The sequence below is a fragment of the Paenibacillus sp. J22R160 genome, assembly GCF_059692135.1.
This window is the reverse complement of record NZ_JCAUAU010000006.1, coordinates 171,098-197,820: the sequence shown is the minus strand read 5'-3', so window position 1 is coordinate 197,820 and position 26,723 is coordinate 171,098. Positions and strand designations below refer to the sequence as shown.

Genomic DNA, 26,723 nt, shown 5'->3' with positions numbered 1-26,723 from the left:
AGGGTTCTGTAACTAGACATTTGAAAGAAGGATTCGATTATGAAAAAAGGGCTTTGGTACGCCATTATTGCCTATATCGCATGGGGCTTGCTGCCTGTTTATTGGAGGTCGTTTGAGACGCTGCTTGCTGGGGAAATCTTGGCACACCGCGTCATTTGGTCATTTGTATTTATGGCTCTGCTTCTATTCGTAGGGCGAGGCAAAATGAAGCAGCTTCGAGAGATGTTTACAAACCGTAAGACTTTGCTCGTTGTCGCGGCTAGCTCGATCCTGATTTCGTCCAACTGGTTGATTTTCATCTGGGCTGTTAACAACGGCCATGTCATTGAGACGAGTATCGGATATTATATTACACCGCTCTTTAATGTCATGCTTGCCGTCCTGTTTCTGCGTGAAAAACCGAGCCGCAGTCAGTGGATCGCTGTCGCTTTGGCGGGAGCCGGCGTTTTGGTAGCTACGATCGATTACGGCAGATTCCCGTGGGTATCCTTGTCGCTGGCGGCTTCGTTTGGCGTGTACAGCCTTGTGAAAAAGAAGGTGTCCTACGAAGCTTCTATTGGACTGGCTGGGGAAACCGCGATCGTTTTTCCTATCGCTGTGGCTTACGTCGTTTACTTGCATTTCACTCATCATGAAGCGGCTTGGTCGCTTCCGACAGTTTCGTTTGTCATGCTTTTATTGTCAGGCGCAGCGACGGCTTTGCCTTTGCTGTGGTTCGCCAAAGCAGCGGCTCGGCTTCCGTTATCGATGCTGGGCTTCATTCAGTACATCGGCCCCTCCATTACGCTGCTGCTCAGCGTATTCGTATTTAAGGAGAAGTTCTCGCCGGTGCTGCTTATCAGCTTCTCCCTGATCTGGGCGGCGCTCATCGTCTACGCCTTGGCGTCGATGCGTATGTCTAGGACGACGGCTGCTGCTTCTGCTGCGGCAGTGGTGGAATAGAGGTTTTGCTAATGCGCTGCTGGTGGGCATGCACAAGTCACCTTAACAACGGCGAGTTGGCTAAGCCAAGCCGCCGAAAGAGGAACTACAGGGCGCTATTTGAGCTTAATCAGCCCTTGTCACATTCCAAACGGAACCACAGGCTCTTATTCACCCCCAAATTGGCACATTGATGCCAAAATCGGCTGAATAGCGGAGCGTAGTTCCCCCAAACTTGCCAAATGCCCGCTTTTCAACTAAATAGGTGAACACAGTTCCCTCTCCCTTGAAAAGGACTATCCCACAAGTCTTGCTAGACTTGTATGGATAGTCCTTTAATTGTTTGCCCCAAGCGGTCAAACTGCATTGGAATTTAATTTTATATTAATATTTAATCCTTGAAATAAAATTTCTTGATTGGCGACTAGGAATCCGTTACGATAGGAGAAGATCATCTTGTGTTTTTAAAAAAATATTCGTATGATATTAGTAATTTTAGCTCAGACAATATATGGCGAGTAGGGAAAAGCGATGGCAATTAACGATAACATTTTGATCAAAATTAGGGATATGAAAGAAAGTCTTACGCCCGTAGAGAAACTGGTAGCCGAGTACATCTTAGAGAATTTAGAAGAGATTCCTCATTTATCGATTAAGAGTCTCGCTCAGTTGACGAAAACTAGCGACGCATCGGTGCTACGGTTCTGCAAAACGATGGGATACAAAGGTTACCGTAATTTCATCGTCAGTATCTCTGCTTCAATTGGATCAATGGATGATGAGCAGAAGGATCAATATACCGATATTCAGCCTGGGGATGATCTTTCGATTATTATCTCTAATATTTCCCGCAATAATAGTAAATCGATTGAAGATACCTTGAGCGTGATTGATAAAAATGAAATCGCCCGTGCAGTTAAAGTGCTGCGCGAGAGCAGCCGCATTGTGTTCTTCGGGATTGGTGCATCCGGACTGGTCGGCATCGATGCGGAGCAGAAGTTTTCGCGGATTAACAAGATGTGCCATACCTACACAGACGGACATAGCCAGCTAACGGCCGCGACGCTTCTTGATAAATCGGATGTGGCCATCTTTATTTCAAATTCCGGCAGCACAATTGAAATTCTAGAGTCGCTGGACATTGTCAAAAAGAACGGGGCTACTGTCATTGCTATTACGAAGTATAACAAGAGCGAGTTAGCCGAAAAGGCGGACATCGTGCTCAGCATATCGACGCCTGAGGTTACCATTCGCAGTGGGGCGATGGGATCGCGCATTGCGATGCTAACGGTAATTGACATCCTTTTTGCTGGGGTAGCCAGCGCAGAGTACAAAAAAGTGAAGAAATATTTGTCCAAAACGCATGATATTATTGCCAGCAGCAAGCACCGCTGATGAATAAGAAAGACAACGGCTAAGCATGATAAAGTCGTTGTCTTTTTTTGTAGTATTCCAAAATAAAAATTCAATTTTTTCCGATAAAATAAAATAAAATTTCAAAAACTATTGACCATGATGAAATTTTTCGCTAGTATGGGTTAAGAAACTTAAAGATACAGGATAGGAGGATGAGACTATGGATGAGTATCTGTCGGGGTTGACTACGGAAGAGATAAATGAGAAAACACTGAATATCGACGAATGTACAACAGAACAAATGTTACGTTTGATGAACGAACAGGATGCGACAGTTCCCGCAGCCGTGGAAGCGGAGATCCCGCAGATTATGAAAGCGGTTGACATTTTGCATCATGTACTAAAAAATGGTGGCAGAATGTTCTACGTAGGGGCTGGATCTTCTGGCAGACTCGGTGTGCTCGACGCTTCTGAGTGTCCTCCTACTTTTGGTGTAGATGCCATGCTGGTGCAAGGTCATATTGCTGGAGGCGATGTGGCCCTAAGATTTGCGGTTGAAGGATTTGAGGATAACGCAGAGGAGGGGGTTGCACTCATTGAGCGTTGCGGAGTGACTGACAAGGATGCAGTTATTGGTATTACAGCTAGTGGGAGCGCACAATTCGTCATTGCTGCTTTGAGAAAAGCGCAGGATATTGGGGCTGCTACAATCGGTGTTGTAAATAATAAGAACTCGAAATTAGCACCTGTCTGTGACGTATGCATCGCGCCTGTCGTAGGGCCGGAAGTGATTATGGGATCTACCCGTTTGAAAGCGGGAACAGCACAGAAGCTGGTTCTAAATATGCTTACGACTTGTACGATGGTCAAATTAGGGAAGACTTATAACAACCTCATGGTTGACATGAAAGCAAGTAACATCAAATTGCGTGATCGTTCCGTACGTATTATTCGGGCGGCATCAGGCGTTGACGAGGCGACTGCGATTTCCCATTTGGAAGCTGCTTCTATGAACTGTAAATTAGCAATTATGATGATCAAAACAGGCATGAATGCCGCGGACGCTGAACAAGCCCTGCAGCAAAGTGAAGGCAGCTTGAAAAGAGCTATACGTACCTTTGTTCAAGTTGTGTAAATAACTGAAATTATTAGGAGGTCTGTTTTTCATGAAAAGAAAAATGCCCGTATTAGCATCCGTTGTAGCTTTGACAATGGCTTTAACAGCTTGTGGCGGCGGTTCAGGTACGAAAGAGTCGAGTTCACCGGCTGCATCAGCTCCAGCTGCAAGTGCTGGCGCTTCAACAGCTAAAGATACCATTACGGCACTTCTGCCGCCGGTTTCACCGAACTACCAAAAAACTTTCGAACAAATGACCAAAGATTTTAATGCCTTATATCCAAATCTGACATTGAAAATCGAACCAGCAAGCTGGGAAGATATGAAGCAGAAGTTGGACACACAAGTGAATGCGGGCAGCCCGCCGGATATTGCATTCGGAGGCTCTGACGGTATCCCGAAATACGTGCAGCAAGGTTTGCTCATGGATATCACGGATACAGCAACTCCTGAAATGATTAGTGATTATGACAAAGCCCCACTTGATTACATGAAAAATGGTAAAGGTCTTTACGGCTTCCCGGCGTACATGGAAGTGCACGCACTGGGCGGAAATAAAGAGTTCTTAGAAAAAGCAGGAATTGATTGGAAAAAAGTGCAGACAAATGGCTGGACTTATGACGAATTCCGTCAAGCGATCAAAAAAGGCGTAGTCACTGAAAACGGCAAAACGCGTTACGGTTTTGTGTTTGCAGTGAAAGGCGTTGCCGCGGTAGATTACTTGGGTATTATGGCGAAAAATGCCGGTATGCCAAACGCGTTTAATAAAGATTTGAAATATGCATACACTAGCAAAAATTACTTAGGTCTACTTAAAGATCTTCGTCAATTGATTGATGACGGCTCCATGCCGAAAGAGCTTAGCTCCGTAGACGCTGGTAAACGTTGGAACATGTTCTTGACAGGTCAAACGATGATCACGGGTAAAGGTCTTGCAGTGTTTGAGAATTCCGCAAAAACAAACAATGCAAAACTAAAAGCAAGTGATGCAAGTGCAGTAAAAGACTCCATCCCTGTTGATTATGTCGTATTGCCGGCTCCGACTTTCCAAGGTGCCAAACAATCATCTGCTGCTGTAGTTGATGGTTACATGACGTTCCGCGGTAAAAAGGAACCAACTGCTGAGCACAAAGCAAATGTCGTTAAAGCGGCTTACTTCCTAGCTAGCGGTAAAAATGCGGCAACAACAAACAATGATTTGTTCTCCGCTCATATCACACAAAGCGGTAAAAAAGCGGCTGAAAGCATGAAAATTGAGAGAAGCCCAGAGAACGTTGCTGCTGTTGAATACATGCTTAAAAATGCAACGCCAGCTCGTTCCGACATTCCAAGTGAACTAGGCGCTAAAGCGATTAAATTGGAAACAGAAGTTATCGTTCCTAAGTTCCAAGGGCTAATCGCTGGTGAAGTTACACCAGAAGCGATGTACGAAGCTGTTAAAGCTGCTGCAATTGCTGCATTTGGCGCAGACGGTATTGTTAAAGACTAATTATAAACAGTAAATTTCGGATAGTCGTGAATGCAACTTACACGGCTATCCGAACTATTTTAATCCGGGTTTTCTGAAACGGGGTTTGGGGGTTAGAGAAAATGGCAACGAGTATCGCTAAACCGATAAAAAGAAGAGGAATCCGAGGAGAAGGTGTTTGGGGATATGCATTTATTGCCGTCGCTTTGGTTGTTTTTGCGATGTTCACCGCATACCCGGTTGTAAGTGCTTTTATTATCAGTCTCCAGGAATACAAGCCTCTTGGTTCCACGTATGTTGGATTTGCCAACTACGCTTCTTCATTGAAAGATCCTTTGTTCTGGCAAGCCATGCGCAACACGGTCGTTTATACGATTCTAACAGTGCCTGTTAACTTGATCTTATCGATGGTGATCGCGATCTTGATTCTTCCGCTGAGGAAGAAAACGCAGGGATTCTTCAAAGGTGTTTATTACTTGCCAGTCGTAGCTTCAGGTGTTGCTTTATCCGTCGTATGGCTTTGGATCTTCGATCCTCTTGAGGGCGGGATTCTCAACCAATTTATTCATTTCTTCGGACTCAGCAATCAGAATTGGTTGGGCTCAAGTAAAACAGCGATGTTTTCTTTGGTACTGATGTCTTGGCTTTCCAGTCACGGCACAAGCATTATCATCTACCTGGCAGGACTTCTGGGTATTGATGATACGTTCTACGAAGCAGCGGAAATGGATGGAGCGAACTTCTTCCAGAAGCTGTGGTACATCGTTGTTCCTTCTTTGAAACCAGCTACATTATTCCTTCTGGTAACGGGTGTTATCGGTTCATTCCAAGTATTCCAGAACGCTTACCTGATGACCGGCGGTGGCCCGAATAATGCGACTACCATGGTTGGCCTACTGATTTTCAACAATGCATTCACTTATTTTGAATTCGGTAAAGCCGCGGCACAATCGCTGATTCTAGCTGTTATTATCGCAGGGATTTCGGTTATTCAGTTCAAATTTGCCGGAAAAGATGTCGACTATTAAGAGAGGGGATGGATAAATAATGGCTTTATACAGCAGTCACGCAGGCAAACCTAGAGTAAAAACCATTCGCAATTCAATCATTTTTATCGCCCTTCTACTTTTTGCTTTGGCGACGATATTTCCAATCTATTTCATGGTCATTTCATCCTTTGCAGATCCGGTTGAGGCAGGAGCGGTGAATTACTCCATTTTACCAAGCAAATTCACATTCGCTTCCTTTAAATATTTCTTCGATTATAGCGAGTATTCGTATCGGTGGATTCTGAATTCCCTGATTGTAGCTGGTACCGTGATGATATCCAATGTTATTTTCGCCAGTATGGCCGGATATGCATTCTCTAAACTTCGTTTCAAAGGGAGAGGCGTGCTGTTTGCCGTCTTGCTTGTCTCCATGATGATCCCTTACCAAGTTACGCAAGTTCCTTTGTATATTCTGGTTGTTAATGTGTTCAATTTGCAAAATACGTACAGCGCATTAATTATGCCTGGTATCGTTACTGTCTATAATATTTTTCTTGCTAAACAGTTTATGAGCAGCATCCCGAACGAGATTATGGAAAGTGCCAAAATCGAAGGGTGCAGCCAGTTCACGATCTATTGGAGAATCATTCTGCCTTTGTCCAAAACCGTACTTGCCGTCATGGCAATTCTAACGTTTATGGATAGCTGGAACACGTTCTTCTGGCCGCTTCTGGTAACCAATACGATGGATATGCAGACGATTCAATTGGGACTCAAAAACTTCCGCTTCGCCAATACGACGTTTATCGCGCCGATGATGGCAGGTGCTACAATCTCTGCACTACCGATGTTCATTCTTTTCTTCAGCTTGCAAAAGTACTTCTTAGAAGGTGTTACGGTTGGAGCGGTAAAAGGCTAATACAAGCCTAGCGTGGGGGAGGTATCACTTCAGCATGATTGTGTCTTGGGATCAACAGTATCGTCAGGCCGTTATTGATTTATGGAATGAAGCAGCAGTGAAAGATGGTTATAAGGAACTGACGGAAGAATCCTTTGAGCGTATTTTCACGGCTAATCCTTATTTTGATAGTGAAAATGCTTTTGTGTTACTCGATCAAAATGAGGTCAAAGGCTTCGCCTGTGGCTGCACAGGAGATGATCTGCCGCTTGGGGAAGTGGCCGGATACATCACTTGCATCGTTATGGCCGAGCGTTTCCAAACCGATCATCATTATCAAGGCATGCTTGACGCTTTGGAACGTCGTTTTCAGCTATTGGGGAAAAAGCAAGGCGAGGTCTTATTTTTTAATCCGATGTTATTGCCATGGTATATACCTGGGACTCCAAAGCATGAGCATAACAATGCGCCCGGAGTGCCGATCGAAAGTAAATTGTATGCGTTTTTGCTGCAAGCAGGGTATGTGGAACGTGCGAAAGAATGTGCGATGTATTTGAAGTTAGACGGTTTCGCCATACCGGAGGATGTAAGGGCCAAGGAGCATAAGGCAGCAACCGAGGGATACACGGTGGAATTGTTCGATAAGGAAAAGCATAACGGCGTTAATGAAATGCTTAATGGCTTTAACAATCTTTTGTGGCAAAGGGAAATCGGGCAGTGCACGGCAGATGGTGTGCCAGTGGTCATTGCTGCATATAAAGGCAAAGTCATCGGATTTGCAGGCCCAGTTATTCGTCAGGACAACGGGCGAGGCTATTTTGCGGGCATCGGCGTGCTTCCTGAGCATGAGGGTCATGGGCTGGGCAGCCTGCTTTTCTTTAAGCTGTGCGAAGCTTTCCGTTCAATCGGGACGGCTTACATGTCCCTCTACACAGGCAGTACGAATCCGGCCATTCGCATTTACGAGAAGGCAGGTTTTACAACCGTCAAACAATTTTCTGTGATGAGAAGGGAGTTTGTGTAAAATGAGCGAGCAAAAGTTAACGATATTAGCGATCGGCGGCCATGTTGGTGATGCCGAATTAACGGCTGGAGGCGTATTGGCAAGTCACTTCTTGAAAGGGGACCGCATTGCGACGCTAGCGCTGACCGCAGGCGAACGTGGTGTTCCAGCAGGGCAAGATATGGCTGAATATCGCGTGCAGAAAGTAAACGAGGCGAAAACGTTTGCCGAGATGCTGGGCGGGGAAGCCTTCGTCTTCGACGATATCCCTGACGGGGAGCTGCAGGATAACCAAGAGATGCGCTTCCGTGTATGCGATGTCATTCGTCAAGTTCGACCTAACGTGATCATCACCCATTGGAAAAACAGCATGCACAAGGATCACATGACAACGCACCGCATCGTGAATGATGCCCGCTATTTTGCTGCCTTGCCGACATTTGAGCGGGAGCTTCCTGCACATTTTGCACAGAGATTGTATTATGCTGAGAACTGGGAAGACGCCGTCGACTACCGTCCGTATGTCTATGTTGATTACGATCAGGAAGCCTTCGATCTATGGGTTGAGGCCGTTTCCACGCATTGGTTCGTAACTGGCAGCAAGTCTTTCAAGTACTTGGAATACTACAAGCATTTGATGAGAGTCCGCGGACTTGAAGCCAGGAAAGAATATGCACAAACGTTCATGATTCCAGAAGAAAATATGCGTGTGCTCAAAACTGAATTATAGATAATTATCCGACCTCTACACGCAGCCGCTTATCACCAATATGGCTTGGGTAGAGGTTTGTTCAATAAAAAGAAGCGAGCGAGGGGAAAGCTATGATTCTTAATGGGATTGATTGTATCGGGCAATATGCTCATCTATTCAAAGGGAAACGGCTTGGGCTGATTACGGCGCCAACGGGATTGAACAAGGATTTTGTTTCGACGATTCAAATTTTGCACGAGAATTTCAACCTCACAGCTTTATTCTCTCCAGAGCATGGGGTGCGGGGAGATCAAGCCGCCGGCGCATTGGTAGAAACTTACTTGGATCCAATAACGCAGGTGCCGGTGCATAGCTTGTATCGCAAAGATTCCAAACGTTTGAGCCAGGAAATGCTGGATGAAGTCGATATGGTTGTCTATGATATTCAGGATGTAGGTACCCGCTATTATACCTTTATTTATACGATGTTATATGCTTTGGAAGATTGTGCGAAGGCAGGCAAGCCTTTTGTTATTCTGGACCGGATTAACCCTTTGGACGGGGTGACCGTGGAAGGCAACATTTTAAAACCGGAATATCAATCATTTGTAGGTAATTACCCGCTTGCTGTACGCTATGGGCTGACGGTCGGGGAACTCGCGATGATGGCGAATGATCAGATGAACTGGCAATGTGAGCTGCACGTGGTTCGCTGTGAAGGTTGGGATCGAAACATGCTGTTCCCAGAGACCGGCCAAGAGTGGATCATGCCTTCCCTAGGACTTCCGCGTTTTAGATCAGCTTTGCTGTATCCCGGAACTTGCATTTTTGAAGGCACGAACTTGTCGGAAGGACGCGGGACGACAGTTCCCTTTGAAGCTATTGGGGCTCCGTTCATAGACGGGCAGAAGCTTGCGGATGAAATGAATGCAAAGAAACTGCCAGGGGTTGTTTTCCGTCCGGTCTATTTTAAACCGAGTTTCTCCAAGCATCAGGGAGAGTCCTGCAGCGGCGTTCAAGTCCATGTGTTGGATACTCGTGCTATCAAGCCTCTGGAAACGGGGATTACCCTGTTGTACACGATTAAGAACAATTATGAGCAATTTGCGTTCCTGCCTCCTTTCCGAGAGGGCTCAAGACCTTTCATGGATTTATTATGCGGAGACAATGTATATCGTCAAGATAACGTGGATGTTCCAGATCTGCTTCAGCAATTTCGTGAAGAGAGCCAAACCTTTGCGCAGATGAAACAGCAGTATCATTTGTACAAATAGAATATACGGAAGAAGTGAAAAGTAACCCAATGACAAGATACGTAGCGGGGCTAGACGGCGGAGGTACCAAAACAGCGGTGATAATAGCGGATGAGAGCGGTCAAGTGGTGCATACCTTTACATCTGGCGCTATTAATTATAATGGGCAAGATGCGGATAGTATCCATCGGAGCTTTCAGGACATTTTTCAAGGGATCAGCGATGCGTGCGGGGGACTAGAGCACTGTGAACAAATCGTGATTGGTGCAGCTGGGGTTAGCAATCCGACCGTTACTACCCGCTTAGAAGCGAATGTAAGAGAATGCGGCTATCAAGGGAAAGTATATATCACTGGCGATCAGGAGACGGCACTTTGCGGCGCGCATGATCGTGAATACGGCATTATCATGATTGCGGGAACAGGGTCTATTTGTTATGGCAAAAATGAAGACGGAAAGATTCACCGCGCCGGCGGTCTCGGACACCTCATCGATGATGAGGGCAGCGGGTACAGCATCGGTCGCGACCTGTTGTCTGCTCTCGTGCAGTCGCAGGATGGAAGGATTGGGGAGACCGTCATTACCGGTATGGTCTATGAGCAGCTTCAACTGACGACGGTTCAGGGGATCGTTGGATTCGTCTATAACAAAGAGACGAACAAAAAGGATATCGCAGCCTTGGCGCCAATCTTGTCTAAGGCTTGTGAGCTAGGAGACGAAACGGCGCTGGCTATTGCGGCGAAAAGCGCTGTATCGCTGTTCGAGACGGCCGTGCCTGTCGTGGAAAAGCTGTCCATGCAGCAGGGGAGCCTTGCGATGGTTGGTAGCGTATTGCTGAACAATAGCCATGTGCGGAATGCTTTTGTTCAGAAATTGAGCGAAAGATATCCGGATTTGACGTGTATTACGGCTAAAAAGGATGCAGCTAGCGGCGCTGTTCTGATGGCGCTGAACCGTTTGGATAGATAAGTGGATGATTGAGATAGAGCAAGACAGAGCAATACAGAGCAATACAGAGCAAGACAGAACGATACCGAGTAAGACCGAGCAAGACCGAGTAAGGCCGAGCAAGACCGAGTAAGGCCATATAGAGTTTAATTTGCGGATAGAAGTTTTTCTACTGAGGGAGAGGGATAGAGATGAAAAAGATTCAGAACATGACGCTAAGAGAGAAAATTGGGCAGATGCTTCTTTGCGGATTTGAAGGCACTGAAGCAACAGATCAGCTCAAAGTGCTTATTGCTGAGCATCATATTGGCGGGGTTATTTATTTCGCGCGTAACGTAGAACAAACTGTACAGGTAGCTGAACTATCCGATAAGTTGCAGCAAATCGCAGAGCAGTCGGGCACATTACCTCTTTGGGTTTCCATCGATCAAGAGGGCGGGATGGTTGCCCGTATTACGGAAGGCGTTGCATTGATGCCTGGGCAGATGGCGCTTGCAGCGGGAGCGATTGGGCCGGAAGAGGGAGCAAGAGTTGGCGTAAAAGACGCAGGCGACGCCGCTTATGAAGCTGCGTTGATTTCAGGGAAAGAGCTAAGAGCGCTTGGGATCAACCTGAACTTCGCTCCAGTTCTCGATGTGAATAACAATTCGGATAATCCGGTCATTGGTGTGCGGTCATTTGGCGAGTCAGCTGAGCTAGTCGCTGAATTCGGACAGCGTTCGGTGCAAGGTTACCAGGACGCTAATGTTGTCGCAACGGCGAAACATTTCCCGGGACATGGCGATACGAGCGTTGACTCCCATTTGGATTTGCCAACAATCATGCATGATCAAGAACGGATTCGCTCTTTGGAACTGGTGCCATTCATCCGAGCTATTGAGGGCGGCGTTGATGCGATTATGTCATCGCATATTTATTTCCCGGCTTTTGAATCCGAGAAGTTGCCTGCGACGCTTTCCAAGTCCGTGTTAACCGGACTGTTGCGCGAGGAGCTAGGCTATGAAGGCGTCATAATGACGGATTGCATGGAGATGAATGCCATTGCCGAGCATTACGGCACGGTTGCCGCAAGCGTTATGGCGATTGAAGCTGGAGCTGATCTTGTGTTGATCAGCCACAGGCTTGACCGCCAGATCGGCGCTATTGATGCGATCGAGCAGGCTGTTAAGGAGGGTCGCCTAAGTGAAGTGCGCATCGACGCATCGGTACAGAGGCTGCTCGCGCTCAAGGAGCGCCGCGGGTTATTGGTGCCGCAGTCGGGTACTGCGGCTGAAGTAGGGACCGCGGAGCATTGCGCGGTCGCTGAGCGTCTCAGCGAAGCCAGCATTACGCTCGTCAAAGACGAGCAGGGGCTGCTGCCGCTGAAGCGTGTAAGAACGCTAGCGGTCACTGTGGCCGCAGCGGTATCGTCCGGCGTGGACGAAGCGTACGCCGGACCGGCAAGTCTGGGCGCAGCGCTTGCGGAGCGCGGCCTTGACGTAATCGACCGCGTGCTGCCGCTGGCAGAGGTCGGCGGGTTGATGGGATCGGTGCTAGCAGCAGCTGAAGAAGCGGAACAGATCGTCATCGGGACGTACAATGCCCGATTCCATCCGGCGCAGGTCGAGCTGGTGCGCGCCCTGCAAGCACTCGGCAAGCCGGTGGTCGTTGTCGCGCTGCGCGTACCGTACGATTTGCTGGAGCTGCCGGAGGTTTCTACCTTCATCGCTGCTTACGAAAGCCGTCCGCTTGCGCTGCAAAGCACAGCCAAAGGTCTGCTCGGCGAGCTGGAGATGAAAGGCCGTCTGCCTGTCACTCTAGGCGCTGGATATCCTGCAGGCTGGAAGTGGGAGGGCGGACTGTGATGCTCCGTACCCTTCTAAATCAAGAATCCCTGACAGTAGCAGGTATCATGTCAGGTACCTCCTTGGATGGCATCGACGTGGCCATTGTCCGTATCGATGGCTGCGGGATCGATGCCAAAGTGAAACTGCTTCACTTCGAAAGCTTCTCCTATGAGGAAGAAATGCGCGAAAAGCTGAAGCAGCTGTGTTCCATCGACCACTCGAATGTTGCCCTTTTGTGCGGTATGAACTTTGCCATTGCTGAACGCTTTGCTGACGCAGTGGTGAGTACGGCTGCGGCTGCGGGAATGAAAATGGAGGAGATCGATCTTATCTCCACCCATGGACAGACCGTGTGGCACATTCCGGTGGCGGATGAGGCGGATCCTTATCTGCCGAAATCAACGCTGCAGATCGGTGATTTGTCTGTGATTGCCAAGCGGACAGGAAGAGTAGTTGTCGGCGACTTCCGCACCGCTGACATGGCGGTAGGGGGGCAAGGTGCTCCCCTTGCACCTTATGGTGATTTCATTATGTTCCGCGATGCGGCCAAAGGGCGTATCCTCCAAAATATCGGCGGCATCGGCAACTGTACGGCGATTCCGGCTCAGGGAACGGACGCTACAATGTCCGATGCGAGCGAGCTCATTGCTTTCGATACAGGTCCGGGTAACATGATCATGGATCAAGTGGTCTATGAGTTGTCCGAAGGCCGGCTTACCTATGATGCTGATGGCGCATGGGCGGCTCGTGGTCAAGTCCACACCGAGCTGCTGGAGGAGATGCTGGCGCATCCTTATTTTGCGCAGCTTCCTCCGAAGACCACGGGCCGCGAGCTGTTCGGCAAGGCGTATACCGCGGCATGGCTCAAGACCGCTTTGGAGCGCGGGCTTGCCCATGAGGACATCGTCGCTACGGCGACGGCGTTCACGGCGCATTCCATTGCTCGTGCTTATAAGGATTTTGTTTTCCCGCACTGTGCCATAGCGGAAGTTATCGTTAGCGGCGGCGGTGCGCGCAATCATACACTGCTCAGCATGATGCAGGAGCTGCTCCCTGGGCAAGCGATCCTTACCTCCGATGAGCTGGGTATTTCCGGCGATGCCAAAGAAGCGATCCTGTTCGCCCTGCTGGGCAACGATTGTATTCACGGCGTGCCAAACAATTTGCCTTCGGCGACAGGTGCGGAACGCCTGACTGTTATGGGCAAGCTGGCTTTGCCTTAGGACGATGAAGCAGAAAAATGTAAAAAGTACAGTAAATCTGAATCGATTTCCTGTTAACGGATAAAAACCTGCAAAACCTACATCAAATATCGCGACTTCACGCCGTTTTCGGCTGAATGACGGATTTTTGATGTAGGAAATGCAGGTTTTTTATTTAATTCTGAAGAGATGGACAGTTGTATAGTTCTTACTTTGCACATGTCGCTGGCGGAATATTTGTTGGTATGTAGTGTTAGAGTAGGGGGAGTCAGTCTGTATTTATCTCCTAATGTAATTCTTTTGAAATTCCTCAAGGTATAATAATATCTCTTTTTCTTTGTCTTCTAAAATCAGTACATCTTCCAATTCAAGTTGTAACAAGTGACTGGGGTTATTTGTTATTAATCCTAAAAACTGCAACACGCCAATGGGTTCTGTTAAATTTAATCTTTGACTAATCATACCGATCTGTATGCCTAATTCAACTGGTGTGATCATAACCCCTATTTGATTAAAAAGACGATCATACTCGTATTCCCAAGAATAGTTAATAGTTTCGTCAATGGTTACTTCGCTCATGACCAATTTTGAAATTTGTTTAACTTTATTTTCATATTTTTCAAATTCAACAGCCCCTGCTAAATCCCTATAATAGGATTGCATTGTATATTCAGTTCCAAAGCATCTTTCAATTGACTGCCACTCATTATACTCATTAGATCTCAAAACTAATTGTTGTGCTTCCTCTACACTTAATCCCTTTTTAAGTGCGTCGATTGCAAGGTTTTCAATTCTTTGATGTACTTCCCAATCAGATTTAAACTTCTCTTCTTTCAAATCTTCATCTCCTCCACTATTAATATCAATATTGTATCATATTTTCCAAAAAATACATTTTATATTGATTATAAATTACAATATATGTATAATTTGGTAGTCTACTGGCCAGTAGCTATTCTTATATGAAAAGAGGAATTTTAGTTATGCTAAAAATTAAAAACTTATTTATTATTTTAATGGCTATAATATTAGTCTTTTCAGCATTATCTGTAGCATCAGCTAAGGAAGAAGGCACACAGAAGAGCGATTTTGCAAACACTTACTTTGGTATCTCTGAGTTGAATGATTTAATTAATTCATTATCAGATAACGATTATAAGGAGAATCCAAAGTTAAATGAGGTCATTTCCGATTTAAGATTAATTGTTAAAGAAAGCAAGAATAAATCTACTAGTCTTGACGTTTTTAGTCAGTTAGAACAAAAAGATTCATATAAACAGTTATTAAAATCAAAGGATGTTAGACAAGAAGCTGAAGGTATTGAAGGTTTAAGTAAAGAACAGGAAGATAGAATTAATTCTCTGGCTAAAGATTATTATAATTATTATAAAAAGAATAATAAACTTCCCGAGATTGATGTAACTTCATCAAATGCTGAGGCTGTTACTGTTCTGGCAAGAACTGGTGTCTATTTAACTGAATCACAATTAGCTTCTAGATTAGTTCAAATAGGCTTGATTGCTGCAATTTCCGATGGCCCATTACCTGTTGGCGATTTTATCTTATTATGTGCAGGGACTGCAGCACTAGGAATTTACGCATATAATTACGTTAATAATCAGACAGCAATTGCTCAAAATATGGGACTTTATCACGGTACACAAATTCAAAATGCGGTAAACGGATCTATAGCCATAACGTCTAGTGTACTTTGGAATTTTCAGCAAGGTATAAATCATTATAGTGCATCACGTTGTTGTGAAAGTGTTGGTGGTGGATTATCGATTGGTAGTCCAATTACTTTATTGGCTGCACAAAGCAGGGCTTGGTTAGCATTAGATACATTCAATAGAAATAGCACATATGCTTGGCAAGTGGCAAATGCACTCCCAGGAACCCCATACGCACACGCTAAACACGATTACACCAACAGCTATTATACGCCAGGAAATTACCCGCATTGGCATTCACCTACAAATGGTGGACATCACTTTTATAGATAGTGTATTACAATTTAAGGCGTGATCATTATCACGCCTTAATCACGTAGTTTAATACATAGGGTGTGTAAATGATATGTTTAAAATTTCAATAGTATTACTACTAGTATTTATGAGTAATTTCATTGTTTCAATTTTTATACATGCAGATTCACAAAGCAATATTGATAAAGAGACTGAAGTTAAGCTCCTTAGGATTAGACCAATGCTAGAATCATTAAATTATAGCATTGAGTGGAATAAAGATAACAGAACAGTATTGGTTACAAAAAATAATCATAATATTTTGTTGAGTTATGCTGATAATTCTGTGAGTATTGATTCTAATTATAAAACAACAATTCCTATGTATTTGATAAACAACTCATTATTTCTGAGGTCCAATGACTTTGAAAAGATCTTTAATCAAGGGAATGTATCTAACTTCATTGAAAAAATTGGTATTAAAGGAATAATGAACATTCCAGCGATAGATTCACCAATTCTTGTTGCAGTACTGGATAGTGGCATTAACTTACATGATAGTGAGTTAGTTAGTCATATAACGCAAGGTACTAGTATATTGGATGAAAAATCTTCATACAATGACGAAGCAGGTCATGGTACAAATGTGGCGGGGATTATCGTAAATATCGCCCAATATACAAGTAATCCTTCTAATATTAAGGTTATTCCTATTAAGGTGCTTGACACTAGAGCTAGCGGTAAAAAAGAAGATCTAATAAAAGGAATTTATTATGCTATCGAAAATGGAGCTAAAATAATCTGTCTTGCGTTAGGCACCACAGTGGATTCATTTGATCTTAGTATGGCAATTGAATACGCAGAACAACATAACGTTACTATTATAGCTGCTACTGGAAACAATAATAGTTCAGTTGACTTTCCTGCTTGTTATCCAACTGTAATAGGTGTTGGAGCAATTGATGAAAACGGTGGAAGAAGAGCTCCTCTTTCAAATAGTGGGCATGGTATTGATCTTGTTGCTGAAAACCTTACATATACATCTGATATTCATAGTCGATACTCTTTTAGCAGTGGGACTTCTATGGCAGCGGCTCAAGTGGCAGCAGGAGTTGCTGTGTTACTAAGCAAGTCTCCGGATTTAAAACCTTACCAAATTAGAAATCTACTAAGAAATACTGCCAAACCTATGAAGGATATTGGGTGGAATAATGAAACTGGATATGGACTATTAAATATAGAAGCTTTATTAAGTGTAGATTCAATAGATGCTCTTAAAACTCTGAACAAACAATCTCTGAGTATTGATAATGGTAAAACAATATATGCACTCCTTGGTCAGAATAATACTAAGAATAGTTACCTCTTAGACTTTCAAAGCGAGGGCATTTTAGAAATTAATATTGAATTTAATAATCTTAAATTTAATGAAAGTAAGCCGCTTAAAATAAACTTATTAAGAGAAAATAAGATTGAAGCGTCATTTTTACAAGGTGAGGCGAAAGGTATTAAGTTAAGTGTTGAAAAAGGGATATACCAACTTGATTTAAACCTTTTGGATGAGAATATTGAGAATTTAGAGTATAAACTAACCCCTAACTTCTCATACAACGATGATAAGTATGAAGGGAATGACTCTATCGAATCGGCTTATTCTCTTGATAATACTAACCAAATAAATGCAAATATTCATGAGGCATTAGATATGGATTGGTATTACATATCAGTGGAGAAAAAATCAGTAATTCAAATCATTACATCTGTCATCGATTCTAAACTTAATCCAATTATTTGTTTTTATGATGAAAATGGTACTTTTACTGAAATTAATTTAGGAAAGGTATCGGAACCAGAGATACTAAATAAAAAGGTTAGTTCTGGTTTGTTTTATTTTGCAATTAAAGCTGGAACATCGAGCTTGGGGGCTTATACACTACAATTTAAATATGATAACTTGACAAGTCAGGACATATTATTACCTGAATAAATTTTGAGATAGTAGAAAGGTTTATGAATTAATGGAATAAAAACTGTAATGTGCATAAATATGTAAATTTATAGGAAATGGCAAATAACTTGGAAAAAAGAAACAGTCGGGAGACGCTCATTATAAGCGTCTCCCGACTGTTTCTATTTCGTAGAGCTCACCTGCAGAAGGTGGGCCTCTTTGGTTTTATCAAAATGCGTCAAGGTGAAGAGGTAATCACCCTTGTAGTAGCTGTTCGTGTAAGTGCCACTCCCGGCACCTACCTCGGTCTCCATCACGATGTAGCCGGCATCGTTAGGCTCGCCGCGTTTTTTGACGGTCTCGATGGCTGGCTGCAGCAGCGCCAAAGGCTTCGAGCCCCAAATGCTAAGCGAAGTGACGACGGCCTCCTTCGGGTTGCCCTTCGCAGGTTCTACCAGCAGGGAGAGCTGGTAGGCTGGGTAGCTCAGCAGCAGCTTCACGCCTGCCGGAGCTGCTGCCGCATCACCCACGCCCGCTGCCGGAGGCGCGGGAGTTTCAGCCGGAGCTGCTGCCTCACTAGCGCCAGCAGCAGCCGAAGCCCCCACGGAGGCGTCCACCGCCGCCTCCTGGCCCGCAAGCATGACGCTAACATCCTGCAGCGTCACCTCGGCCGGTTTGCCCAGCAAGTCTTCGACTTTCTTGCTGGACAAACCGAGGAAGCCCTGCAGGCTGGCCTGGCCGCCTGCAAAAAAGCTCCGCAGCAGCGGCGCGCCGTCTGCGTCAAACACCGTGCCAAGGCCGTCATAGACGCCAGCCTTGAAATCACCCTTGTAGACGAGCTTGCCAAGCTCGTCATAGGCTTCTCCAGCGCCGTTCAAGGCGCCGCTCACATACGTGCCCTTGAAACGGGGCACGCCTTTGTCATCGAAGGCGGTACCCTCACCGCCGTACGTGCCTGCTAGGAACTGGCCTTTAAACTTCATCAGGCCGCTAGCATAATACTCGGTTCCGTCGCCAGAGTAGCTGCCGTTCTTAAAGCCGCCTTCATAAACGAGAAGGCCTTTGGTATCGTACAGTTTACCAGCCCCGCTATATTGGCCGGCTGCAAATTCACCTTCATATTGGGCGATTCCGACTGAAGAGAACAGCTTGCCCGCCCCATTGTATAGGCCGCCATTAAACGCGCCTTCGTAAAGCAGATCGCCGCTTGGGGCAAATAATTTTCCGGCCCCGCCGTACTTGCCATTTTGGAATTCGCCGATATACAGCACTTTCTGGTTGGGCGTATATAAGGTGCCCGCCCCGTTGTAGGCATCTCCGGCAAAAACCCCCTTATACAGCAGTGTGCCATGCTCGTCGTAGAGCGAGCCAGCGCCTGATTTCTGCCCCTTTTCAAAATCGCCTTCGTAAGCGAGAATGCCGTTCTTGTGATACAGCTTGCCCTTTCCTGCGTACAGCCCGTCAACTAGCCCGCCTTCATAACGCGCCGCTTTTTCGGCACCTACGACTTTACCATTCCCCGAGAAGCTGGTCAGTTTCGTGGTGTTTTCCTGCAAAACAGGAACCCGGTTCAACCATTTGTTCACAATCGCAGGCGGTCGTATGAAGATAAAAAAGATCAGGACGAGAATCAGCAAGCTGATGAAAAGCAGCAGCCTTTTGGAGACGTAGTAGGAGCCGATCAAAATATAATTTTTTAACGAGGTCTCACGCGTTTGCAGCATGACTCTAAGAATCTGTTGAAACTTAATGATCGCTAGTTTGGGCAGCCTTCCAACGGTTTGGATGGCTTTCATGACATGTCCAATGAAAGGTGCAACGACGGGCTTTAGCACTTTTTCAATGGCTTTGACCGGCTGAATCTCCAAATGATTTCACTCCTAGAAGGATGTTCGATTTTTAAAAAGGGGTTAAGGCACTTGAATGGTCATTTGTCCAGGCTGCTGAATTTGGATGACACCGCCCCAATTGCACATGCATTTGGAGGAGTTGTTCAGAGCAGGCATGTTAGCGACGAGCACCGTTGGCGATCCAGGAGCCCAAGGGGCTGCTGTGACCGGTATGCAGGGCATGGGAGTCAGTGCGCCGAACGCCGCCGCCGTTGCTGCGGCAACCATGGGATTAGCCAACGAATTGCACATTCCGAACGGCAAAATGTTCACCATCGGCTTATTGTCCATGATGTTTGCAATTGGCATAGCCGTCATTACCATATTCGCTGGCAGTACCATTAATGAACTGGGCGCTGCGCCGAAGGAGCATTGAAGCATGGCACCGCCGCAAACAAGGTTACCCATAGGTTTTTCTCCTTCCTATAATGCGGTTGTCAATTTGAAAAGGGCTAGGTTGCTTATAGCTATTCGGCAGGGAGTGTTTACGGTGTATGTGAAAACAGACAGAGATGTCAAAATATGCGGGTCGCTATTACATTTATACTACTAGAAAAGCAGGTAACCATCAATCTATTACTCTATTCGATTCTTTTCGCTAAGTTTCTCCAAATGATGGGTGCGAGAGTGAGGGAGATATTGTACTATAAAGGTAGAGTAGTATGCGAGCGGAGGGATTCATAGTGGTAGGGTTAAAAGCAGTAAGGCTAGGACTTGTAGTGCTGCTGTCAACAGCGCCGGTTCTGGCGGCAGGGCCAAGCGTGGAAGCTGCGTCAGTAAAGGCTTTAACCATGAAAGAAGCGATGGATCAAGGGTTGAAAATAAGTTCCGTACTGCGGGACGCCAAAACGGATATTTTGAAAAAAAAGCTGGAGCTCGAGCAAGCGCAGCATGCTGTTAAAAGCGAGGAAGCGAAGGCTTCCGGCCTTTTTGCCAAGCCACGTAATTTGAGCCAGGAATTGACGACACGTTTGAAGGTGCCTGAGGCTAGCAAGCAGCTATATATCGCACAGGAAACATTGCGCCAATCGATGAATACCGTGCGGTTCGATGTGCAGAAAGCGTACTTAACGGCTTATCAGGATGAAGCAGCGGAAGAGAATGCGCGCAAGAAGTGGGAAGACGCCAGAACGGTGCTGGATACGGTTAAAAAGAAGCGGAAATTCGGGCTCGCGGACAGCGCCGAGCAGGAACAGGCGGAGAAGGCGCTGGAGAAGGCGGCATCCGTCTATAAACAAGCGCAATTGACGGCTAAGTCGAGCCGTTTGGCGCTGGGCAAGCTGCTTCAATTGGATATGGAAAATAAAGTTCAGCTTTCTTTTGAACCGGATTATGCGAATTTGGATCAGAAGCAGCTGCCAAGTTACATAACCAGTGCGCTTAAGTCGACGGTTAGTCTGCTGAAAGATACGGAGGATCGGCGTTTAGCTGATCACAAGCTAAGCACGACACGTGAGTTGTACAGCTCGAAATTTGGCAGCAGCCGTATGAAGGTTATTGACGGGTTATATAAGGCCAAGGATGTCGACATGGAACTGTTTCTAGCCAGTTATGAAACGACGTTATCACAGGTGAAGACGGATTGGGAAGGATTTTTCCTTTTGCTAGGATTCATTCCGATTCCGAAATCTCTGCTCCAAGGGGAGTTCGACGGACTGCGTTACCTCGACGACCTGCGGGATGCGCTGCCCATTGCTACCATGGAACAAAACAAGGCGCTGCTGCAGGAGAAGGAAAGCAGATCATCGGTTATAGCAGCCGTTAGAGCTTCCTATATGGAAGCGAAGGGTGCGGAGGAAGGTTACGCGCAGGCTTTGCGCGATAAGGATAGCGCTGTGAACGCGCTGGACAAAGCTGCCCAGAAGGTGAAACTCAGCCTGATGAAAACCGAAGAGCTTGCGGTTTATAAAGAAGCCGTGAGCAAGGCGGACGAGCAAATTCTAATGGCGCAAATGAGCTATGAAACAGCGCTTGGCAATCTGGATATCGACACGGGCGGAGCAGTTGAAAAGACGTTGAAGACGGGCATCCTGCCTTATCGCAATCTGGATGACGGGCTTGCCGCCGTCAAACCGCAAAATCCAAAGGCTCCTGCAGGCTCTTGGAAGTTGAAGCCGGTTGTTGGTCCGCTGCTCAGTGATTTTAGCGTGACGGTGAATAAGAAGCTCGGCGCAACGGAATATGCCCTGTTTACCAAAGATGGCCGAGCAATCGGCAAACGCACCAAAATGAATAAGGCTGTGAGACAATTAACGCTCAAACTTAGTCAGATTGACAACTTGAAGGTCATGCTCTACGCGAAGGGGAAACCGATTGGAGAGCTGCTTCTGGAGGGCAAAGGAAATGCCGGACAATTGGCGGCGGCAGACGCTGAGGTCACGGATGGTGCAGCCAATGGGGGAAGCTCGGCGGGAGGAGACGAAGCGACAGGCAGCGAGAGCGGTTCTGGTGCTGATGAGGAAAAAGGGCTCGGTACCGTCATCATCGGTTCCTACAAAGTGCAGCTGGACGCGCTGACCCCTGAGGCCTACAATGCGGCTTCGGCAACGATGTCTTCATCGGGGCAGGGGATTTTTTATAAAGCGGATGTGCCTGGAGCGGTCTGGTTCGGCATGGATAATGCGGTAGACCCGAGCGCGATAGCCGATCCGACGAGTTCCGCAGCGCTTTCAAAGAGGGATGCGGATGCTCTGAAAGTCACCGTGGAAATTACAAAGCCTGGTGCCATTGCTTCTTTGCAAACGCCTGAACAGCTGACGCAGCAGATTGACACGTTGAAGAAAGATATTGTGAAGCTGGAGACGGCCAAGGAAGCGGCCGTTACGGATATGAAGCTGAGTGAGATCGCCGATTTGGCGGTCGAGATCAAGGATGCGCAGGCTCAGCTCGGGATGCTGGAGGCGCTGCAGAAAGGCGACAGCCAGGCAGCTCTCAAGCAGATGGAGCTGGTGAACAACCCGGACGCGCTGATCGCAGCGCTGTCCGAAGAGACCGAGACACCGCCGGCCGAGCCAGGCGGTGAAGAACCCCCAGGCGGCACGGCGCCTGGGAAGGAAGTGGCCAGCGAGGATGCGCTGGCCGAGCAGGCTGAGCTCCAGCAGGCGAAGCTGGAGCAAGCCCTCGCCGCCGGCGAGCCGCAAGCTGCTGCAGCAGCGCTGCAGCAGCTCCTGGCGACGCAGGCGCAGCTCGCGGATGCGCAAACGGGCGCATCCGAGGGCCAGGCTTCGCTCGCAGAGGCGAAGCAGAAGCTAGAGGCTGCGCTGAAGCTCGCGCAGGGGGACACGGAGCGGGTCGCGACGCTGACCCGCTCGATGGGGGCCGTCGCCGAGGCGATGCAGACGGCGAAGAAGGAAGCGCTGTTCGCGCAGCTGGACGCCGTTCAGGTGCTTGCGGCAGCCCTGCCGCAAGAGGCTGGCGTGCAGCAGCAGCTTGAACAGCAGGTGACGGAGCTGCTGAAGGAGCTGCAGCAGCAGGAGCAGGCCAAGTATGGGCCTGAGGAGCAGATGGCCCTGGCCGATGTTTCAGCGGCTTTGTCGCAGATAACCGAGGTAGATAGCAGCACGCCGGTCACCATTCAACCGGTTCCAGCAGACAACGTGCTTTCTCCCAATATTTACATCAAATTCGATGTTCCGCCTGTTATAATAAACGGGCAGGCATATTTACCTATAAGATCCGTATCGGAATCGTTCGGTGCCGCTGTAGATTGGGATCAGGATCGTCTTACGGTTACGGTCAGCACGGAATATAGGACGATCACGAGCCGCATTCGTGACGACAAGGCTTATGTTGATGGCGATCCTGTGCAGATCGACGGACCTGCCTATCTGCTTGAAGGAAGGACTTATGTCCCGTTAAGGTTCATAGCGGAATCCTTGGGCTTGCAGGTTGATTGGAACGCACCGACGCAAATCATTCAGATTTCATATTAAGAGGAGATTAAAGAGCGATGAAGAAATCGATTGCGGCATTGCTGCTCGTACTGCTGCTTCTGGGTGCTGCTGGAACCTACCTTGGATTAAACAGGGAAAGCTTAAACAGGGAAAGCTTCACACTATGGCCTTTTCACAAGAGCATGCCTTTCGATGGTTTATCGAAGGCGATCTCGGATGGGCATAACAATTTGTTTGTTATTGACAACGCGAAGAAAACGATCCATAAGCTGAATGGGGACGGTGTTCTTCAGTATTCCATTACAAGTGAGACCGGGAAGAACGGGGAAGTGTACCGTTTTAACGATATGGCTGTCGATGATTTCGGTTATCTCTACACGATTCGTACACTGCTAGATCCGTATGGGATTGCGGTTAAATCCGAGCAAATTGTTCGTTATACGCCGGATGGGCAGTTCGACCGCAGTTTGTTCACGCAGGAATACAATGACGCGCAAACCCAGCGGTACAGGTTGGGGTCCTTGCGAAATGTTCAGGTTCGCGACGGGATGGTCTACTTTTTCAATGACGAAGTACAGCAGTTAACTCTCTATCAAGCTCCAATTGGCAAAGAGGAGACAACCGAGCCTAAGCCAGTGTATACAATAAAGCTCCCGCAAAATAAATTTGTTGCCGAGGCAGACGGCTTTAAGCCTGGAGAAATCTACTATTCAACGCGCAGCGGAGAGATCTATCGCGCTTTTGGCGACGGGCATTCCGAGCTTGTTTATCCGCTTGCTGGGTTGGATCGCACAAGACGCAATTTCCCCGAAAGTCTGCATCTTGATAATCAAGGCCGTCTGATCTTCATTGATTTTAACAACAAAATGATTTCCCGGCTCGATCCCGCACAGCCTTACATGATCGAAGGTCTTGTGACCGAAGAGAAGGCGAAAGCAAACGGCATAGAGCTTGCCTTTGATGCCACATCGAGCTCCATTGCGCAGGATGGCAGCCTTATTATCGTAGAATCGACGCAGATTAATCGCCGCCTGCCGGATGGGACGATTACGCCATCCATGGTAGAAGCTCTGTACAGCCAACCAGCAAGAACCCATTCGTTTGTACATTGGTCGGTTGCCGTAGCAGCTCTGATCCTTGTGCTGTATGCGATTAAACTTGTCTTCTTCAATTTGCTGCAGCGTCGTCTTCCCTTGATGATGAAGCAAATTCTCATTCTAGTGCCGGTCATTGCGGCTTCAATGATTCTGCTGTCGACCGTTATTTATGAGAGTTTCTCGAAGAAAATGGAAGAGGAAACGTTCAGCGAGCTTATTTTGCTGGCCAAAAACGGTCAAAATCTGGTCGATGGCGATAAGCTGGAAAGTCTGGCGTCACCGCTGGATTACAACGGGGCAACCTATCAATCTTTCCGCAAAAAGATTCAATCGGTTTTTGAGAATAACGCCCGTGATGATAATCAAGGCTTTTACAAAGCTGTATATAAATACGAGAATGGGGTCATTTATCGGATTCTAGAAGACGATGATGGCATGCATATGTTCAATCCGTTCCAACAAACCCCTGAGAATCAGCAGGTTGTCCTCGAAGGCAAGCCAGCCACAGGGCAGTGGCAGGATTTCTCCGGCGAGTGGCGCTATGCGATTGCCCCTATTTTTAACTCAGCGGGGAAAATTGTCGGTGTCTTCGAAACGAGTAAAAACCTGGATGGCATCCTCAAGCATCGCCAAACGGTACTCCAATCGATTATCCGCAATATTGCGCTCATTTCAATTGGTTTGCTGCTTGTTCTCGTAATTATGACTTATGTGCTGCTCTCTTCGATTCGGAAGCTGCGCAACAGCGTTGGCGAGATCGCCAAAGGCAATTGGGATACGGTCGTTACGATTAATACGCGCGACGAGGTGTCAGATTTGGGCGACAGCGTCAATACGATGGCAGCGCGCATCCGGGACTATATTACCAAGGTAGAGAACTTTAGCCAGTCCTACTATCGCTTCGTTCCGCAGCAGTTTTTGCGGTTCCTGAACAAGGAAAGCATTCTGGAGGTTGAACTGGGCGATCAAGTGGAGAAGAATATGTCGATTTTGATTTTTAACATCCGCAGCTTCTATCTGCTCTCCAAAAAGCTGACGCCGGAAGAGAACTTCAACTTCGTCAATTCGTTCCTTAGCCGATTCGGGCCTTATGTCCGCAAGCATCAAGGTCTTATGAATAAGTACTTGGGCGCAGGCTTCATGGCGCTATTCCCGAATCAAGCGGATGAAGCGCTGCTAGCGTGCATTGAGATGCGCAAGGAATTGGATCTTTACAATTCGCATCGGGCAAAAGTCGGTTATTCGCCGCTTGATTTCGGTATCGGCCTGCATAAAGGACCGCTTCGTCTTGGAATCATCGGCGAGCAGCAGCGTCTAGAGGGCAATGTGATCTCTGATGGTGTGAATGTGGCAAGTATGCTGGAGAAAATGACGGAGCCCCTTGGCGCTTCAATTCTCATTACCGATCATGTGGTGCAATCCCTGCAACAGACGGCAGCCTTCCAATACCGGAACCTGGGATTAATACAGGTAGAAGGGGTGAAGGAGCCGCTTCGATTGTTCGACGTTTATCAAGGCGATCCTGATACGATTCGGGTACTGAAGGAGAAGACCAAGACGCTATTCGAGCAGGCTGTTACGTATTACCAGGTAGGGCGTTTCTATGATGCAAGGGAAGCCTTCTTGATGGTCATTAAACAGAATCGTCAGGATAAGGCGGCACAGTTGTACTTCTATATTTGCGATGAGTATTTCCAACACGGCACGACAGCAGAGTGGAATGGCACATTATCGGTTTCATGATGAAAGAGGCGAACTTGACATGCAAGTGCAGGAGCTGACTACGGAGAAAGACGCACGCCGAATTACTGAATTTTATTTATCCTCCTCATCATTTGATGATCAAAGGCATACACCAGGAGAGTTAGAGCATTTTCGCAATGCTCCCCTGCTTAGCTTGACACACCGCAATCATTGGCATTGGTTCATTGAGAATGAAGCAGGAGAGATCATTGCGGTGACCAGCTGCAAGGAGAATGAGCATCAGTCCGGTGGCTATTTATGGGATTACTTAGCTGTGCATCGCGATTACCGCAGGCATGGTTTTGCGAAAATTTTGTACCAAGTGCTAGAAACGTTCTCGAGAGAAGCGGGAGGGCGCTACATACTTACGTATACATGCGATTTACCCGAATATCAGCCTATTCAAAAAATGTTCCGGGCCAGCGGCTTCGAACTCATCGGCACTTATCCGAATTATTACTATGATGGCGAAGCACGATTAGCTTTCTATAAACCACTTATCGATGACAAATGAACTG

The 26,723-nt window shown here is 46.9% G+C and carries 20 protein-coding genes; 17 read left to right on the top strand and 3 right to left on the bottom strand.

Annotated features, from left to right (window positions below):
* Window positions 1-39 precede the first annotated feature (39 nt).
* The 12 genes from rarD (at window position 40) to AC58UW_RS16150 (ending at window position 13,692) form a co-directional block, all read left to right on the top strand.
* Window positions 40-942 (top strand): EamA family transporter RarD, encoded by a 903-nt coding sequence (rarD, locus tag AC58UW_RS16205; RefSeq protein ID WP_497421680.1) that lies wholly within the window; start codon window positions 40-42, stop codon window positions 940-942.
* 510 nt (window positions 943-1,452) lie between these two features.
* Window positions 1,453-2,316 carry a MurR/RpiR family transcriptional regulator gene (locus AC58UW_RS16200; RefSeq protein ID WP_497421679.1) on the top strand — a complete coding sequence of 288 codons (864 nt, stop codon included), beginning with the start codon at window positions 1,453-1,455 and terminating at the stop codon, window positions 2,314-2,316.
* Between the two features lie 181 nt (window positions 2,317-2,497).
* Window positions 2,498-3,412: an N-acetylmuramic acid 6-phosphate etherase gene (murQ, locus tag AC58UW_RS16195; RefSeq protein ID WP_497421678.1), complete on the top strand. Its 915-nt coding sequence runs from the start codon at window positions 2,498-2,500 to the stop codon at window positions 3,410-3,412.
* Between the two features lie 31 nt (window positions 3,413-3,443).
* Window positions 3,444-4,883 (top strand): ABC transporter substrate-binding protein, encoded by a 1,440-nt coding sequence (locus AC58UW_RS16190; protein WP_497421677.1) that lies wholly within the window; start codon window positions 3,444-3,446, stop codon window positions 4,881-4,883.
* 101 nt (window positions 4,884-4,984) lie between these two features.
* The gene (locus AC58UW_RS16185; RefSeq protein WP_497421676.1) at window positions 4,985-5,890 is read left to right on the top strand and encodes a carbohydrate ABC transporter permease; all 906 of its coding nucleotides are present in this window, start codon (window positions 4,985-4,987) and stop codon (window positions 5,888-5,890) included.
* 19 nt (window positions 5,891-5,909) lie between these two features.
* Window positions 5,910-6,770 (top strand): carbohydrate ABC transporter permease, encoded by an 861-nt coding sequence (locus AC58UW_RS16180; protein ID WP_497421675.1) that lies wholly within the window; start codon window positions 5,910-5,912, stop codon window positions 6,768-6,770.
* 34 nt (window positions 6,771-6,804) lie between these two features.
* Entirely contained in the window at window positions 6,805-7,773 is a 969-nt protein-coding gene (locus tag AC58UW_RS16175; RefSeq protein ID WP_497421674.1) for a GNAT family N-acetyltransferase, read from the top strand.
* Window position 7,774: 1 nt separating this feature from the next.
* Entirely contained in the window at window positions 7,775-8,482 is a 708-nt protein-coding gene (locus AC58UW_RS16170; RefSeq protein WP_497421673.1) for a PIG-L deacetylase family protein, read from the top strand.
* 92 nt (window positions 8,483-8,574) lie between these two features.
* Window positions 8,575-9,717, top strand: coding sequence for an exo-beta-N-acetylmuramidase NamZ family protein (locus AC58UW_RS16165; protein WP_497421672.1), 1,143 nt, complete (start codon window positions 8,575-8,577; stop codon window positions 9,715-9,717).
* A gap of 29 nt (window positions 9,718-9,746) precedes the next feature.
* A complete protein-coding gene (locus tag AC58UW_RS16160; protein WP_497421671.1) occupies window positions 9,747-10,664 on the top strand; it encodes an N-acetylglucosamine kinase in 918 nt (305 codons plus the stop codon).
* A gap of 170 nt (window positions 10,665-10,834) precedes the next feature.
* The gene (gene nagZ / locus AC58UW_RS16155) at window positions 10,835-12,487 is read left to right on the top strand and encodes a beta-N-acetylhexosaminidase (RefSeq protein ID WP_497421670.1); all 1,653 of its coding nucleotides are present in this window, start codon (window positions 10,835-10,837) and stop codon (window positions 12,485-12,487) included.
* Window positions 12,487-13,692, top strand: coding sequence for an anhydro-N-acetylmuramic acid kinase (locus AC58UW_RS16150; protein WP_497421781.1), 1,206 nt, complete (start codon window positions 12,487-12,489; stop codon window positions 13,690-13,692). The genes nagZ and AC58UW_RS16150 overlap by 1 nt, the downstream gene beginning before the upstream one ends.
* A gap of 258 nt (window positions 13,693-13,950) precedes the next feature.
* On the opposite strand, the gene AC58UW_RS16145 is transcribed toward AC58UW_RS16150, so the two are convergent.
* A complete protein-coding gene (locus tag AC58UW_RS16145; protein WP_497421669.1) occupies window positions 13,951-14,508 on the bottom strand; it encodes a hypothetical protein in 558 nt (185 codons plus the stop codon).
* 125 nt (window positions 14,509-14,633) lie between these two features.
* Between AC58UW_RS16145 and AC58UW_RS16140 the strand changes: the two genes are divergently transcribed.
* Together AC58UW_RS16140 and AC58UW_RS16135 are read left to right on the top strand one after the other, a co-directional pair.
* Window positions 14,634-15,674 carry a hypothetical protein gene (locus tag AC58UW_RS16140; RefSeq protein ID WP_497421668.1) on the top strand — a complete coding sequence of 347 codons (1,041 nt, stop codon included), beginning with the start codon at window positions 14,634-14,636 and terminating at the stop codon, window positions 15,672-15,674.
* Between the two features lie 73 nt (window positions 15,675-15,747).
* The gene (locus AC58UW_RS16135; protein ID WP_497421667.1) at window positions 15,748-17,622 is read left to right on the top strand and encodes a S8 family serine peptidase; all 1,875 of its coding nucleotides are present in this window, start codon (window positions 15,748-15,750) and stop codon (window positions 17,620-17,622) included.
* A 143-nt stretch (window positions 17,623-17,765) separates the two neighbouring features.
* Here AC58UW_RS16135 and AC58UW_RS16130 read toward each other — a convergent pair whose 3' ends face one another.
* Both AC58UW_RS16130 and AC58UW_RS16125 read right to left on the bottom strand, forming a co-directional pair.
* A complete protein-coding gene (locus AC58UW_RS16130) occupies window positions 17,766-19,418 on the bottom strand; it encodes an MORN repeat-containing protein (protein ID WP_497421666.1) in 1,653 nt (550 codons plus the stop codon).
* Window positions 19,419-19,493: 75 nt separating this feature from the next.
* Window positions 19,494-19,880: a DUF4280 domain-containing protein gene (locus AC58UW_RS16125; protein ID WP_497421665.1), complete on the bottom strand. Its 387-nt coding sequence runs from the start codon at window positions 19,878-19,880 to the stop codon at window positions 19,494-19,496.
* A gap of 275 nt (window positions 19,881-20,155) precedes the next feature.
* On the opposite strand from AC58UW_RS16125, the gene AC58UW_RS16120 reads away from it, so the two are divergent.
* Genes AC58UW_RS16120 through AC58UW_RS16110 form a run of 3 tightly spaced genes read left to right on the top strand, consistent with a single transcriptional unit; the run spans window position 20,156 to window position 26,719 of the window.
* Window positions 20,156-23,404 carry a stalk domain-containing protein gene (locus AC58UW_RS16120; protein WP_497421664.1) on the top strand — a complete coding sequence of 1,083 codons (3,249 nt, stop codon included), beginning with the start codon at window positions 20,156-20,158 and terminating at the stop codon, window positions 23,402-23,404.
* Between the two features lie 17 nt (window positions 23,405-23,421).
* A complete protein-coding gene (locus tag AC58UW_RS16115) occupies window positions 23,422-26,205 on the top strand; it encodes an adenylate/guanylate cyclase domain-containing protein (protein ID WP_497421663.1) in 2,784 nt (927 codons plus the stop codon).
* Entirely contained in the window at window positions 26,183-26,719 is a 537-nt protein-coding gene (locus AC58UW_RS16110) for a GNAT family N-acetyltransferase (RefSeq protein ID WP_497421662.1), read from the top strand. The genes AC58UW_RS16115 and AC58UW_RS16110 overlap by 23 nt, the downstream gene beginning before the upstream one ends.
* Window positions 26,720-26,723 lie beyond the last annotated feature (4 nt).